At 38.6% G+C, this 15636-nt stretch carries 13 protein-coding genes and 3 pseudogenes; 12 read left to right on the forward strand and 4 right to left on the reverse strand.

Features of this window, described 5'->3' with window-relative positions:
- The first annotated feature begins 122 nt into the window (after positions 1-122).
- The 3 genes and pseudogenes from KFT32_RS24530 to KFT32_RS24540 all read left to right on the forward strand — a co-directional run bounded on the left by KFT32_RS24530 (position 123) and on the right by KFT32_RS24540 (position 2593).
- Positions 123-1287 (forward strand): annotated as a pseudogene (locus tag KFT32_RS24530) (iron-containing alcohol dehydrogenase).
- 351 nt (positions 1288-1638) lie between these two features.
- Entirely contained in the window at positions 1639-1782 is a 144-nt protein-coding gene (locus tag KFT32_RS24535; RefSeq protein ID WP_180968014.1) for a hypothetical protein, read from the forward strand.
- 373 nt (positions 1783-2155) lie between these two features.
- A complete protein-coding gene (locus tag KFT32_RS24540; protein WP_072526550.1) occupies positions 2156-2593 on the forward strand; it encodes an ATP-dependent DNA ligase in 438 nt (145 codons plus the stop codon).
- Positions 2594-2731: 138 nt separating this feature from the next.
- Here KFT32_RS24540 and KFT32_RS24545 read toward each other — a convergent pair.
- The 4 genes and pseudogenes from KFT32_RS24545 to KFT32_RS24560 all read right to left on the reverse strand — a co-directional run.
- Positions 2732-3724: pseudogene (locus tag KFT32_RS24545) on the reverse strand (glucose-6-phosphate isomerase); the annotation flags it as partial.
- Positions 3725-3883: 159 nt separating this feature from the next.
- The gene (gene gnd / locus KFT32_RS24550; protein ID WP_031538333.1) at positions 3884-4777 is read right to left on the reverse strand and encodes a phosphogluconate dehydrogenase (NAD(+)-dependent, decarboxylating); all 894 of its coding nucleotides are present in this window, start codon (positions 4775-4777) and stop codon (positions 3884-3886) included.
- Positions 4778-4975: 198 nt separating this feature from the next.
- Entirely contained in the window at positions 4976-6448 is a 1473-nt protein-coding gene (gene zwf / locus KFT32_RS24555; protein WP_072526551.1) for a glucose-6-phosphate dehydrogenase, read from the reverse strand.
- 735 nt (positions 6449-7183) lie between these two features.
- A complete protein-coding gene (locus tag KFT32_RS24560; protein WP_031538335.1) occupies positions 7184-7549 on the reverse strand; it encodes a winged helix-turn-helix transcriptional regulator in 366 nt (121 codons plus the stop codon).
- 203 nt (positions 7550-7752) lie between these two features.
- Between KFT32_RS24560 and hxlA the strand changes: the two genes are divergently transcribed.
- The 9 genes and pseudogenes from hxlA to KFT32_RS24605 form a co-directional block, all read left to right on the forward strand.
- Complete coding sequence (gene hxlA, locus KFT32_RS24565; RefSeq protein WP_031538336.1) at positions 7753-8385, forward strand: 3-hexulose-6-phosphate synthase; 633 nt, start codon at positions 7753-7755, stop codon at positions 8383-8385.
- Positions 8386-8393: 8 nt separating this feature from the next.
- Positions 8394-8951: a 6-phospho-3-hexuloisomerase gene (hxlB, locus tag KFT32_RS24570; protein WP_031538337.1), complete on the forward strand. Its 558-nt coding sequence runs from the start codon at positions 8394-8396 to the stop codon at positions 8949-8951.
- Between the two features lie 358 nt (positions 8952-9309).
- A complete protein-coding gene (locus KFT32_RS24575; RefSeq protein WP_072526549.1) occupies positions 9310-10296 on the forward strand; it encodes a Gfo/Idh/MocA family protein in 987 nt (328 codons plus the stop codon).
- Between the two features lie 673 nt (positions 10297-10969).
- Entirely contained in the window at positions 10970-11311 is a 342-nt protein-coding gene (locus KFT32_RS24580; RefSeq protein ID WP_205055048.1) for a hypothetical protein, read from the forward strand.
- Between the two features lie 16 nt (positions 11312-11327).
- Entirely contained in the window at positions 11328-12059 is a 732-nt protein-coding gene (locus KFT32_RS24585) for a hypothetical protein (RefSeq protein ID WP_205055049.1), read from the forward strand.
- Entirely contained in the window at positions 12056-12769 is a 714-nt protein-coding gene (locus tag KFT32_RS24590; RefSeq protein ID WP_205055050.1) for a hypothetical protein, read from the forward strand. Before KFT32_RS24585 ends, KFT32_RS24590 begins: the two co-directional genes overlap by 4 nt.
- Before the next feature lie 37 nt (positions 12770-12806).
- Positions 12807-14207 carry a hypothetical protein gene (locus KFT32_RS24595; RefSeq protein ID WP_205055051.1) on the forward strand — a complete coding sequence of 467 codons (1401 nt, stop codon included), beginning with the start codon at positions 12807-12809 and terminating at the stop codon, positions 14205-14207.
- Positions 14200-14532: a ThiF family adenylyltransferase gene (locus tag KFT32_RS24600; RefSeq protein ID WP_249436122.1), complete on the forward strand. Its 333-nt coding sequence runs from the start codon at positions 14200-14202 to the stop codon at positions 14530-14532. Before KFT32_RS24595 ends, KFT32_RS24600 begins: the two co-directional genes overlap by 8 nt.
- Before the next feature lie 482 nt (positions 14533-15014).
- A pseudogene (locus tag KFT32_RS24605) lies at positions 15015-15636 on the forward strand (hypothetical protein); the annotation flags it as partial.

The following is a 15636-nucleotide window of genomic DNA, read 5'->3' on the forward strand; positions in this document are numbered from 1 at the left end:
AAATACTATTGATAACGTTACATGGTTCCACTAATGTTTTAAAAAAATTGATAAGGGAAATTTACACTGAATGTTTTTTGAACGCTTGCCTACTTTAATGCAGAAAAGGAGAATTTACACACATGAACCGTTTTACTATTCCGAGGGATGTTTATTATGGAGAAGGATCTTTAGAAGTTTTGAAAACCCTTGAAGGGAAAAAGGCAACTATTGTTATCGGAGGCCAGTCCATTAAAAAATCAGGCTATCTTGATAAAATAGATGCTTATTTACGTGAATCTGGATTTGAAACACAGCTCATTGATGGTGTTGAAAATGACCCATCTGCAAAAACCGCTTTAGAGGGTGCAAAAAAGATGGAGGAATTCCAGCCGGATTGGATCATTTCCGCAGGCGGCGGTTCACCGATCGACGCAGCTAAATTAATGTGGATTTTTTATGAGAATCCGGAGCTCGCATTTGATAAAGTTAAAGCACCGAACCCACTACCGGCTTTACGGAAAAAAGCACGCTTTGCGGCGATTCCTACAACGAGTGGCACAGGTACTGACGTATCACCTTTTTCTGTTATCACGGATCATGAAACAGGAACGAAATATCCGGTATTTGGTTATGAGATCACGCCGGATATTGCCATTATCGATCCGGAGCTGACATATTCGATGCCGGCTGACATTGTCGCCTATACGGGAATGGACGCATTAACGCACGGAATCGAGGCCTACGTATCAACGATGCATAACGCATTTAGTGATCCGTTGGCGATACAATCGGTTAAAATGGCAGTGGATAATATTGAAAAATCAGTAGTTGGAGATAAAGCAGCGAGAGCAGAGATGCATTATGCCCAGGCTATTGCGGGAATGGCTTTCTCGAACGGGTTTTGGTATTGTACACAGCCTATCACATAAGAGTGGCGCGATTTTTAACATTCCGCACGGCCTTGCGAATGCTCTTTATTTGCCATACGTGATTGATTTTAATAAAAAGGCGGACGGTTCCCGGTTTGCTGATATCGCTAAGATGCTTGACCTTTCTGGAAACACAGAAGACGAGTTAATCGATTCCTTAACGGATTTGCTTCGCCGTTTAAATAAATCGCTAAACCTTCCGTTATCGCTGCAGGAATTCGGTGTAAATGAGAGTGAATTTGAAAAACAGCTGGATCGAATGGCAGCGGGAGCGATTGAAGATCCGTGTACATCATCCAATCCCCGGGAAGTATCTGTAGAAGAAATGAAAAAACTTTATATTGCTGCATTTAAAGGTGAAAAAGTAACTTTTTGATGGAATCAAAACGGAACTGCCCGGGCAGTTCCGTTTTTGTTCGTTTCAATCATTTTAAAACCTCTCTTAAATCTAAGCTTTATTAATCTTTCAGTAAGGTGTTTGGCTCTCATAACAAATCTTGCGTAAAAGTGTACTTATCTACAAGATATGCGAAGAGAAAATACACCAAAAAAGAAAAGACAAATTTAGTAAAAGGGCATTCACTTTTATTCACCGAACTTAACACATAAGTGAAAAACATACTTGGAAACCTTATTGAAACCCGTCGCACACCTTTAGAAAAGTGCTGCATTAAGCTTTTTATCAGGCACATATGCTGAAGCTTATCTTGAAAGGATGAGGAAAATCATGACTCAAACGGAGGATCAACGTGTTGAAAACCTATACTGTATAAAGGATGCACTGTTCTGTTTGTGGCACTTAAAAAATGCTGTTCGTGGCAGTATATTTTTTGAATACGCTGCGCTTTACATGGAGTGGCGGATGGGTTAGGCTAATTGCCCAGAAAAGCTTGTTGCTCTGGTCTTTTCAAAAAAATCTGTCCGCAGAGGCTCCATGTCAAGCGACAAAATCAGAATGAATAAATTTTATTAATAACGAATAAATATACTGCTATTTGGTACATCAGTTAAATGCCAAATACACTGTTCCTATCTACTGTCGAACAATAATTGAATAAGTAAGAAAGAGGCTCATGATTACCACCGAGATAATCATGAGCCTCTTATGTTTCTATGGCGCAAATTAATGCTTAAAAACTGCGCAAAATAAAATTAAAATTCACAATACTTTCATTTGTTCTCATAGAGTCTACCCAAAATAAACAAAAGAAGGGGATTGCAATATAAGACTACGTCTTATTAGTATGCAACTTTTTGTTGACAAAAAATGTTACGTACAGCATATAGAAGGCCACGGCAGCGAATACTTTGAGTTAATTAAGGAACAAGGACTTGAAGGCATTGTCTTAAAGAAAGCAGACTCTATCTATCGCCCTGGCACTCGCTCCGAAAATTGGCTCAAAGTCATTAATTATCAGTATGAAAATGTCCTGATTACCGGCTTACGTAAAAAGGAATTTGGCGTGCTGCTTTCCTTTGAAGATGGATCACCAGCTGGCTTAATGGAATTTATGAAACCCTCTGATCGGAAGAAATTGTATGCAGAATACAAAAAATTCATCCGGACAGAAACCGATGATTTTATTTATTTAGATCCTAAACTAAAAGGCATTGTAAAATATCGGAACCTAACGAAAAAAGGTTATTTACGCATCCCCTCATTCGAGAAATGGACCACTTGATAAAAAGCGCTGAAATTTTCCTACAGCGCTTTTTCTTTGAATTTTAACCTGCGCGAAAACCTTACTGAAAGTAAAAACACAACTTTTTATGGTTTTTGGTAACAATCTTTTTATTAATACAAAACCAATCAGATATAATTATTTTGATAAACGCTCCATGAGAGTAGCTTTTTCTGCTTCAAAACCAGGTTTGTCAAGTAAAGCAAACATATTCTTCTTGTATGCTTCGACTCCAGGCTGGTCAAATGGGTTAACTCCTAATAGATGGCCACTAATCCCACATGCCTTCTCAAAAAAGTAAACCATCTCACCGTAAGTGTATTCATTCATTTCATCCAGTTCAATCACGAGATTAGGTACTTCTCCATCTATATGGGCCATAAGGGTACCCTGAAATGCACTTTTGTTGACTTCATCCATCGTCTTACCTGCCAGGAAGTTTAATCCATCAATATTTTCTGGATCCTCCTGAATAGTCACTTCAATTCGAGGTTTCTTAATCTGTAAAACCGTTTCTAAAAGGTTTCGTCGACCTTCTTGTACATATTGCCCCATGGAATGCAAATCCGTTGAAAAATCAACGGAAGCAGGGAATAGCCCCTTTTGATCTTTTCCTTCACTTTCCCCAAACAGCTGCTTCCACCATTCCGATACGTAGTGAAGGGAGGGCTCATAGTTAACAAGCACTTCAATTGCTTTTCCCTTATTGTAGAGTACATTTCGGACCGCAGCATACTGATAGCTCTCATTTGTCAATAAATCAGGATTGTTGTATTTACGGGCTGCTGCTGCTGCCCCTTCCATCATATGATCAATATCAAGTCCTGCTACGGCAATTGGTAAGAGACCAACTGCTGTTAGCACAGAATACCTTCCACCAACATCATCCGGAATAACGAACGTTTCATATCCTTCTTCGTCCGCAAGCTTTTTTAATGCGCCTTTTTTCTGATCTGTAGTAGCAAAAATACGTTTTCTCGCCTCTTCTTTTCCGTATTTTTTCTCCATATAGTCACGGAAAATACGGAAAGCAAGGGCTGGCTCTGTCGTTGTTCCTGATTTAGAAATGACGTTAACAGAGATATCTTTCCCCTCTAATAGTTCAAATAAATGAGATATATAAGTAGAACTGGATCATGATTGTAATTGTTAAACGAATTACTAACACGCTTAACAATTACAATCATGATCATCGACTTAAGTAAATCTACCAATTTTTGGGATATACCAAACTAAAAATCCAATGAATTTCCGGCTCATTTTAACGAAAGACATATACAGCAGATGACTTTATGATTTTTCCACAGCATGTCCGCCAAATTCATTACGAAGGGAAGCTACCACTTTACCTGTAAATGTATCATTGTCTAATGAACGGTAACGCATTAGTAAAGACATAGCGATAACAGGGGTAGCTGTTTGAAGATCCAAAGCGGTTTCAACTGTCCATTTCCCTTCCCCAGAAGAATGCATAATGCCCTTAATTTCATCTAATTTTGCATCTTTAGAAAATGCGCGTTCTGTCAATTCCATGAGCCATGAGCGGATGACAGAACCGTTATTCCACACCCGTGCCACTTTTTCATAGTCAAAATCGAAATCGCTTTTTTCCAGGACTTCGAATCCTTCACCAATGGCGGCCATCATTCCGTATTCTATTCCATTGTGGACCATTTTTAAGAAGTGGCCACTACCAGATTTCCCAGCATATAAATACCCATTATCTACAGCTGTATCTCTAAAAATCGGCTCGACAATGCTCCATGCTTCAGGATCTCCACCAATCATATAACAAGCACCATAGCGAGCACCTTCCATCCCCCCAGAAGTACCGGCATCCATAAAGCTCACTCCAACTTTCTTCAACTGTTCGTAACGACGAATGGATTCCTTATAATGCGAATTACCAGCTTCAATGACGATATCTCCTTCACTTAGAAATGGTGTGATTTCACTAATAACTGAATCAACGACGGAGTGTGGGACCATTATCCAAACAACTCGTGGCTTTTCTAATGATTGAACAAGATCTTGTAAACTGGATGCTCCTTCAACTCCGTATTTTTTAATTTCTTCAATAGTATTTGTATTTAGATCAAACGCCATTACACGGTGTTTATTGTCAATTAAGTTTTTTCCTAAGTTCATACCCATTTTCCCTAATCCAATTAATCCTACTTTCACTTGAGTTTCCTCCTTTAAATTACAAAAAATAGCCTGTATTATTATGCTACCCATTTGTTGTTCTTCATGGTCTCCTTATGGAACCATAAGGATTCAACAAATACTTTAAGTTCCTTGGGTAAATCGCGTAACAATTATCTGTCAAATCCAACCTCGGTTTGCTCTCTTCATACCAATAGCCTTCCAGGGAGGTGCGGATTAAACTCCCCCCCTAGTTTCCCACCATTTAAAACCATCCTCCTCCAATAATTGCGAAGCAGCTTGTGGCCCCATCGAACCGGCTTGATATAGGTGGAGTGGAAGGGCATTTTCCTCAAACGCCTCTAAAACGGGCTGTACCCATTTCCAAGATAATTCAACTTCGTCCCAATGAGCAAAGAAGGTAGAGTCCCCACGCAGAGCATCGAATATTAAGAGTTCATAAGCTTCTGGTATGTCTCTTGTACTTGCTGAGAAGTCAACAATTATCGGCTCCAAATTTCCATTTGTTAAATTTTTGCTATTTAATTGCATCGACACACCCTCATTTGGACTTACTTTGATAACTAATAGATTGGGTTCTGCAAATTGATTCTCGTTAGTATACACATTTTTCGTTGGATTCTTGAATTCAATCACAATCCGCGTCGACTTTTCCTTCATTCTTTTTCCTGTCCGGATATAAAATGGCACCCCATCCCAGAATGAACTATCAATCCATAAACGAGCAGCCACAAATGTATCGTTTGTGGAAGAAGCATTCACTCCAGGTTCTTCTAAATATCCGACTACAGGTTTACCCTTTATTTCCCCCGGTCCATATTGACCACGAACAACGTGGATACCTACAGTATCTTTCTGTACAGGCCGAAGAGAGTCCATAACTTTTCTTTTCACTGTACGGATATCGTTCGTGCTCATCTGTTTTGGCTGATGCATGGCCGTCATCATCAACAGCTGCATCATATGATTTTGGACCATATCACGAATAGCCCCTGCTTTTTCATAATAACTAGCTCTCTCTTCTACACCAACCGTTTCACTAGCCGTTATTTGCACATTGGCAATATACCGATTGTTCCATAGTGATTGCAGCACAGGGTTGGCAAATTCTAAAGCTTCAAGGTTTTGAACCATCGGTTTTCCAAGATAATGGTCAATCCTGAAAATTTCGTCTTCTTCAAAAGCTTTGCTTAGTTTTTCATTTAAATCTTGAGCAGATTTTAAATCACGCCCAAATGGTTTTTCGATCATTAATCGTTTCCATCCTTTTGTCGAGCCTAATCCACTCTCCTTGATGTTCAAAGCAATTACATCAAAGAATTCAGGAGCAACAGAAAGATAAAACATTCGATTCTCTTCAATACTCTGGTCTTTTTCATTTTGTTGAACGACTTCAACTAACTTCTTATACCCTTCAGCATTCGTGAAATCTAACTGGCAATAACGAAATGCCTTTACAAACTCTTGTTTTTCGGATTTATCATTTATCAAGTGTCTAGAAAAAGTGTATAGCGAGTCTGTTACATGGTTTTGAAAATCAACATCAGACATTTCGTCTATTCCTACACCAATGATCAAAAAAGAATCTGGTAATTTTTGATTCAAATATAAATTAAACAAGGCAGGGTAGATTTTTCGCTTAGCTAAATCCCCAGTTGCCCCAAATAAGACAAACGTCATAGAATCCACTTTTCATTCCTCCACTTTTTCAAAGCATTTTCAAATAGAAAAATGTCTGATTTTCTTCGTTTCCCCTACAAAACAACAAGGATTTTCGCTATTGCGTTATCCTACTTTTGGATGTAAGTTTCGTTTATTTCTCCCAGCTTGTCCGGTAATAATGATATCTCTTAATTGAGAATGTCCACATTTTGGACAGGTTTCATTATTTATGGTGATGATTAGACATCTTTCACAAACTTTTCGCTGCTTAGTTTTGAACCTTTCCATGCGGATCTCTCCTTTCGTAAAAAGCAACAACATGTATAAATTATTAAATGAAGTTTCACTTCATCTCACCATGCTTGTAGCAGTATTCCCTTAAGGTTTGGTAGTATTCTTTAAGCTCGCTATTACTTGAGCAAAATCAGTATATTACGTATGTTATACTTTTGAAAGTACGCACTTTATTAACATATAGATACATTTGTATAACATAGTGTTAAAAATAATACTATAAACTTGAATCCAATACCAAGAGTGAAAAGCCGAGGACAGCGATTATACAAGATTCGCTGCCCTTGGCTTTTTAGTAACTGATTCTTTTATTAAATGTTGTGTTTAAATGTTGTGTTTTTTCAACCTTTTAAATACGTAGAGATATAAAAAAACACGGACAGCATCTTTATTAAGATAGCTAACCGTGGTTTGTTAGTATATGAACTTTTTTACACTTTTTCGAACCCCTAGGAGAAACTCTTTTTTCTACTGAATAGACGATTTGTTTTCTGTTTCTTTTTCCAATACATTCTCAATATAATCTTTACCCCAGTCATACATAGCATCCAGAATAGGCATCAGACTTCTTCCATACTCAGTGAGTGAGTATTCAACTTTTGGTGGAACGACAGGATAGACTTCACGATGAACAATCAAATGGTCTTCAAGTTCGCGCAATTGATTAACAAGCATTCTTTGAGTGATACCCGGCATGAGGGCCTTTAGTTCACCAAAACGTTTGGTTCCTTCTTTTCCTAGATGCCACAATACCAACATTTTCCATTTTCCACCAATAATCGAAAGAGTCAATTCTTTTTCACAATTAAACACTTTTTCCCCAAGATTCGGCATTCATTTCACCTCCAACCCTTATTATGTCCAATAGTATACTTTTTGTTACTATATGATAAAAAAGTGCATACTTTTAATTTAGTAACATACCCAGTATACTGAGTATCATACCGTTAGTAAATAGCTATCAATTGGATACAATAACACTGTGCAAAAGAAAGCTATACGGCACAATATACTATTATATAAGGAGCGAGTAATAAATGAAATTACAATTAGCATTAGATCTTGTAGATATTCCAGGAGCCATTGAATTGGTGAAAGAAGTAGAAAATCATATAGATGTTGTAGAAATCGGCACGCCGGTTGTGATTAATGAAGGCCTTAAAGCAGTAAAGGAAGTGAAAGCTGCCTTCCCTAACTTAACTGTATTAGCTGACCTTAAAATCATGGATGCAGCTGGATATGAAGTTAGCCAAGCATCTGCAGCAGGCGCTGACATCATCACCATTCTTGGTACAGCTGAAGACGAGTCCATTAAAGGTGCTGTAGAAGAAGCAAAAAAACAAGGTAAACAAATCCTTGCTGATATGATCGCAGTTAAAGACATTGAAGGTCGTGCGAAAGAACTGGATGAACTAGGAGTAGATTATATCTGCGTTCACACAGGTTATGACCTTCAAGCTGTAGGAAAAAATTCTTTCGAAGACCTTGCAACCATTAAGAGCGTTGTAAAAAATGCGAAAACTGCTATTGCAGGCGGAATCAAATTAGAAACACTTCCAGATGTGATTAAAGTACAACCAGATCTTGTCATCGTAGGTGGCGGTATCACAAGCAAAGACGATAAAAAAGCAGTTGCAGCTAAAATGCAAGAATTAATTAAACAAGGTTAATTATAACTATGAAAACTACTCAATATTTAGCTGAAGTCGTTCAAGAATTAAGTCGGACAGTCGACTTAATCTCTGACGAAGAAGCAGAGAAGTTGGTTAATAAGATTCTGGAATCCAAAAAAATCTTTGTTGCAGGTGCGGGCAGATCTGGATTTATGGGCAAATCTTTCGTGATGAGAATGATGCACATGGGGATCGATGCTTATGTAGTCGGTGAAACTGTAACAGCAAATTTAGAAAAAGGTGATTTGTTGATCATCGGTTCAGGTTCAGGTGAAACGAAAACCTTGGTTTCAATCGCTGAAAAAGCAAAAAGTTTAGGTGGGACGGTCGCAGCTGTAACGATTTCCCCTGACTCCACGATTGGAAAATTAGCTGATATTATCATTAAATTGCCTGGATCACCGAAAGATCAATCTGAAAGTGAATATAAGACCATACAACCAATGGGGTCACTTTTTGAGCAAACGATGTTATTATTTTATGATGCATTGATCTTGCGTTTTATGGAAAAAAAAGGCTTAGACTCTACTAAAATGTACGGCAAACATGCCAATCTCGAATAGAGTACACTTTAAAAAATATGGAAACATCGTAAAGACCGCATTTATTTCTTTTATGAATTGCGGTCTTTACTGCATATTACAAATAACACAGTCCATACAGGAAAGAAAAAATAGCCTCTGATTCAGTCCCTTCTATGGCCGGATCAGAGATCATTATTGGGTGGGGCACAGCCAAGAATTTAGCCATCACTCACAGTATGAGCCCTATTTGGGTTATCACCAATATTTCACTGGTAGGCCCCATGTCTATATAAGTTTTTTTATGGGAAAATAAAATCCTATTGGCGATGAAAAACGCTTCATAAGTGTAGTAAACAAAACTCTTCGTTTTATAAAACAAAGGAATGAGGTTGAATAAATGGTTCGATTCGGCGTAATCGGTACTAATTGGATTACAGAAAGATTACTTGAAGCAGCAAATGATGTAGAAGATTTTAAACTAACTGCTGTTTATTCTCGCACGATTAGTAGAGCAGAAGAATTTGCAAGTAAATATGGAGTAACAAAAATATTTACAAACCTAAAAGAAATGGCAGTTAGTCAAGAAATTGACGCGGTGTACATTGCTACTCCCAATTCATATCACGCAGAACAAGCTATTTTATTTTTGCAAAATGGCAAACATGTGTTATGTGAAAAGCCACTGGCTGTTAATGCAACCGAAGTAGCGAGGATGATTCAAGCCGCAAAAGATCATAACGCCCTATTAATGGAAGCAATGAAATCAACATTACTTCCAAACTTCAAGGTCATTCAAGATAATTTACATAAAATTGGTCCTATCCGTAGATACTTTGCAAGCTATTGTCAGTATTCATCTCGTTATGATAAATACAAAGAAGGAATTGTCCTTAATGCCTTCAATCCAGAGTTTGCGAACGGTTCATTAATGGACCTTGGTGTCTATTGTTTGTATCCACTTATTACATTATTTGGTGAACCAAAAGAAGTGAAGGCAACTGGCATTATGCTTGATTCGGGTGTGGATGGTGAAGGTAGCGTCATCTTAAAATATGATGATAAAGATGCGATTGTGATGTATTCCAAAATAACGAACTCTTATTTACCAAGCGAAATTCAAGGCGAAAAAGGAAGTATCATGATTGATAAGATTCATACGGCTGAAAAAGTAGAAATTCACTACACTGACGGCACGGTTGAACAATTAACAGTCGACCAATCTCATCCAGCTATGTATTACGAAGTGAAAGAATTTATTGAATTAATCAACCGAGGAAAAACAGAGTCTGATACTAACTCATATAAAAATTCATACACCACGATACAAGTGTTGGATAAAGTGAGAGATGAAATAGGTCTTGTATATCAAAGTGATCATAAGTGAAAAAACACAAAAACCCCTACAGCGACTTGTATTATTCTCTTGAGAAATTACGAATCTGGCCTGTTTGTCGAAGAATAAAAGAAATCGTTTTAGAACTTACCTAAACTATTTTGCATCCATTCTTTTTTATAAGAGCATTATAGCATTTTCTACCCGGCTAACAAATTTTAAAGGACTTTTGCTTATTATGCAAAGGTTCAATGCTCATTTTTTAAGATGTGTTTCTTCTTTAATTTGTGATTTAGTTTAAGTATTCCTTAATAGGAGTAGCGACAATGACACTACCCCTATTAGGATCCTACCAACAACCGCACTTTTCTGACCCCACCCTACCCTACAGAGTAAAAAGGGTTGTAAATGTAAAAAAAATCCATGCTATGACCCTTTTTTACAAGTACCTCGGTCGTACCCCCCTTAAAACTAACTGCTCATTTATAAGGCGTATAGTTTACACCGTAGAGCTTCACTCAGGTTGAATCATATGCTATACTTACTTCATTATTAGTACTTAATGTTTTTCTTTGCCGCTATAGTTCGGTAAAGATAGGGGAAACGGTATTATACCGTCAAAATATGAGGCTACCTATTAGCCGTTGGAAACAGGAGACAACCTTTGGTGTGTCTTTTTTTGTTTTCAACGGCTATTTTTGTGCCTAATTGAGGAGGAATAAAAATGCGTATTAACATGAACACTCTTAAGCAAATCCTGCCCTGTCTACCAGATGGACAAACCACCTCAAAAACACTATCAGTTGGAATCTTCCGTGCTATTGAGGCTGCCCATGAATTGGTTGATAGCAGTGAAGTTGACTGGAATTCGTTTACGCTTGCGGAAGCTGAAGAAGCTTTAGATCATGCTATGGCGTACGAGTGCGATGAACACATCGAGCATGGGGATTATGCCAACATCAACAGTGGTAATGCAATTCACGAATACCTGCATAGTCATAATCTCATATTTCAGTTGAAGCGGTCTGCTCCTGAAAAACAGACAGCCGCAATTCAATTCTTTTGAGAGGTGTGAGGAGAATATGGAGAAGTCCTACTACTGTTCAGAACAGGTTGGACAAATGCAGGCTACCTACGACTCTTTAGTCATGCTGAAGATGATCGAGGTTGCTGGATGTGATATCGTGAACAACCCAGTCAATTACTACTGTTATGATTGGGGGGATCAATATCCCGTATTTGTTACATGCATTAAAAGAGTATTTGGAGACGCACAACACATCGAAGAGCATATAAACCACCATGGAGAGGAAGAGAACACTTTTAAACTCCCATTACCGGAACTCATTCAATTTGCAGAACTCCTTGGCAAAGAAGAAAGTGACCGGTACGTAGCCAATTTCAATAGGATGTTGAATCGTAGTTGCGATTATCTAGATTTCAGTATGGAAGGGATAGTTGTAAACGCTAGTATTCAAATTACCTTGACTGGCTTCTATGGTATTTTATCTCCCTTTCTTAAAGTGTTGTTAGAAATTAAACAAATGGTGCAGCAAGTTTTTCGTGATAGCAAGTCACAGATAACTAACAGCTCTCAGAATGTAGTTTTACTGAAGGAGCTTAATCAAAGGGTTGGATCCGTTCCTGAAGTATCCATCACTGACAGCACAACTGTTGTGTTTGCCCAGATCATGAAGTTCCTCGGTGGGAACTCATCTGAGAGCAGTGATAACTTAACCTTCAGTGATATGAGAAACATTTTAACCCATGTACTTGACCAGGTGACTATAAATAGGAAGGATGATGTGGCATGAGCCAGCAGCATTTAGTAGAGAAAAACAATACAGGAAATGAAATGGTTATTCGGATCCGCGACCATTATGCACTTCCCATTGTTGAGGAGTATATTGACGGTGTTAAAGTCGGTGAAGGTATTTATACACATGAAGCGGTTGCCAGTGCTATTCTTCAGTCTCTAGAAACTGGATTAGTACGAACACCTGTCATGCCAAGAGGTGCTCTCCATTTCGTTGAAATAACGAAGTCCCGTCAGTTTATCTTTATGGAGGTGTCTCCTCAAAACAGGAAGGCTTATTATCACGAAGCCGTAATTGAGGAAGTTCCTTTTCCAAGATTGGTATTCGGCTTTGAAATTCATGAGCGTGATAAAAATTGGGCAATCAGTCAAGTATACCTTGCAGCTTTGGAGGACCAAATCATTCCCAGTGAGGAATCGATGGTCTTTTTTTATCCCTACACCAACGTTAAGGAGAATTTTCAAGTTTGCTGGGGTAGTCAGCAGTTACCGGATATTGAACGGTTATCGCAGCTATCCACTTTTCCAGAACTGTTCTTTAACTCTCCAAATTCGGACTGTTACTACTATAGTTCTAATAACAGCGACATGAATTATCGCGAGCTGGTGACCAAGATTAAGGGAGAAAGATTTCCGCAAGAGTATCTTAAGGCGACTAATCTTACACTGCAGGCATGGTTCAATCGGATCGTTGGTTTTGAAGTGTAGAACGAGATAAATATTAGTTAAATTAGGAGGAATAAAAATGTCTAACAACAATTATGGTCAAGGTGATCTATTCTCTTATTTTGGTGATGATTTCGCTGAAGCATTAGAATATGAGGAGAAGAATAAACTACAGCATACTTCTGACCAATCTATTGAAGAAGATCATAAAGATAACCCTCCATCAGAGAGTCTTACTTCTGATCCAGCAGCTGAAAAAAGTCAAGGTGAAAGCCGTCCGACGAAGCTAATCTCACTGGAATCGCGCAGAAGAGTATCAGATTCTTTCTCTAATGATGGTTGTCCTGATGCATGTTCTGATAAAGAATTAGATGACGATGAAAAAGATGCTTTAGAGGATAAGGCAAGCGATGAACAAGAAGCGGACAAGCGTGAGCTCAGTGGGGAAAGCGGAAACACTTCTGTGATCAAATCAGATGAAAAAACACCAGTTACCGCTAAGAAGGAAATAGAAAAACCAGAACTGAATCATGCTACCTTTATTTGCTACTCAGGGCTAAGCATTTCTATAACAAAATTCTTCTCTGAGGATAAGCTAGCTGGTCTTGAGCTTGAGGATGTTCGGAAACGCCTGGAAAAAGATTACCCAGAGCTTTCAAAACAGCGGACAAAAATGGATTGGGACAAGAAGAAAAATATAATTGTGCCTATGGTCACCGGTGGAAAAAAAGGGGCCCGTTTTACAAATGGCACTCGTGGTTTTTATTCATCTTCTCAAGAACTCATTGAGCATCAGGAGCCAATATCCTACCTTGCTGCACAAGATGGGTACTATGAAATACGAGAGAACCTGATAGGAGTATTTATAGGGAGAACGGCTGCTGAAGAGCTGATTGAATGGGAAGGATTCTCTGTATTTAATTCAGTCTTACCCAAACATCTAGATCGTGAGCCTTGCAGACCTGGATTTAAATACAAATTACCTAAGATACCCAAGCAACTCTTTGCTCAACTGGTCTCCTTTTTTATGGACTATACAGATTACGATGTGGAGGTTATGGGTGTTTTCTACTACGATATTGATCGCCAGCAGTTTATTTTGGATGTTCCTTATCAATCTGTCACCAAATATTCAGTTAACCCTTGGTACTCTGTTTATCCCGGACATGTAGTTAAGGTCGCTGAAATCCATTCACATAACACGATGCGTGCAGATTTTAGTTCGATTGATGATGAAGATGAAGTAGGGACCATGTTATACGGAGTAGTTGGTAAGATCAAAAAAGGACATGCAACAGACGTGTTTTTTGATGTCAGGACTCGTGCAGGAATGGCAGGAAAGTTCATACCTATCGATCCCAAGGTATTTATCGAAGGAGAATTAACGAGTAACCGGCTAAATAATCATATCGATTATGTCGCCTATCCTAAAGACTGGGTTAAAAAGGTGACAATCATAGGAGGCAATAGAAATGATTAATCTACTTTCACTCACTCCAAACTACACATCACTTTATTATTATATAGTCTTGATTGGTGCAGGAGGGAATGGTGGATATACGGTGCAACGTCTAACTAAGATGATGAGTGCATTTAATAATGTTCCATCCTTTCTTATGATTGCTGATCCGGATACTGTAGAGGAAAAGAACATTCTGCGGCAGCCTTTTATCCCGTCTGATATTGGGCTCAAGAAATCCGAGGTATTAGCTAAGCGATATGGCGGTACATATGGATTAAAGATCGGTTCTTTCTCAGATTCATATATGGGGTCCATCCAACATTTTGACGAAAATATACTCTAAGGATTTTTCTATATAAAAAAGCCAACGTTTCTTATACTTAAGGAATCACCGACTATTTGAGGTTGATCTTATTTCCGATTCTTTTCTCTTTTATATTCTTGGTAATCCCCCTAGCCCTTGCAAAGTAGGGAGGGTTTGCTTCTTTTGGATGGAATCATTTGGATAGATTGAGGCTAATAAATTTCAAGGTTTCTTAGCGTACGCTTTCCGCGTTTTGTTGGCAATACCCCGGTTGACTGTCCAGGGCAAGGGGAGCGAAAACCCGTCCTCCTGCATATATCAAACATAGGGTAGCTACACCTCCTTTGTCATGGACCTTACCTTGTCTTGCCGAGAGCGAGACAAGGTCTTTTTTTGCCCATTTTCTGTGTATTTGATAGATGGACAAAAATTTATAGGTAGATTCGCCGTTTCCGAGTTAATAGCAGGCAAATATACTAAAGGGTAGTCAACTACCCCCATCAAAGGAGAGGATAGAAGTAATGACAAAGGAATTTAGAAAAAGAAAAACAACCTGCAAAAAAAAATCTTCCCAGCAAACAGCGTGTAGCTGTCATCGTAAAAAACACAAACACCGCAAGCCGCCTGTCAAAGTGACGATTTCCTTAGCCAAGGCGATCGACAAGGCGATTGCCAAAAGCCTTGCTAAAAACCTTGCTAAAAACCTTGCTAAAAACCAAGCTCATGCCATTAGTAATGCCACAAGCACAAATGATAACGACAGCGGATCCACCATTAACGATCAACTTACAAGCGAAAGTGGCGCTAAAAATCATTCGGAAAGCGACAGCGACTCGAAAATTTTCGAAAAAGTCGATAACCAAAGTACGGCAACGAACGCCACTAATACCGATAGTGACTCTACCATTAACGAAACGGTTAATTCCACCAGTGGTGCAACCAACACCAGTGATAACGATAGTTCGGCTACTGTCAATGACACATTAACAAGCACAAGCGGCTCGAACAATACCTCTAATACCGATAGTGACTCTACCATTAACGAAACGGTTAATTCCACCAGTGGTGCAACCAACACCAGTGATAATGATAGTTCGGCTACTGTCAATGACACATTAACAAGCACAAGCGGCTCGAACAATA

This window comes from Paenibacillus sp. Marseille-Q4541 (assembly GCF_018310695.1).
Lineage (GTDB): Bacteria > Bacillota > Bacilli > Paenibacillales > Paenibacillaceae > Paenibacillus.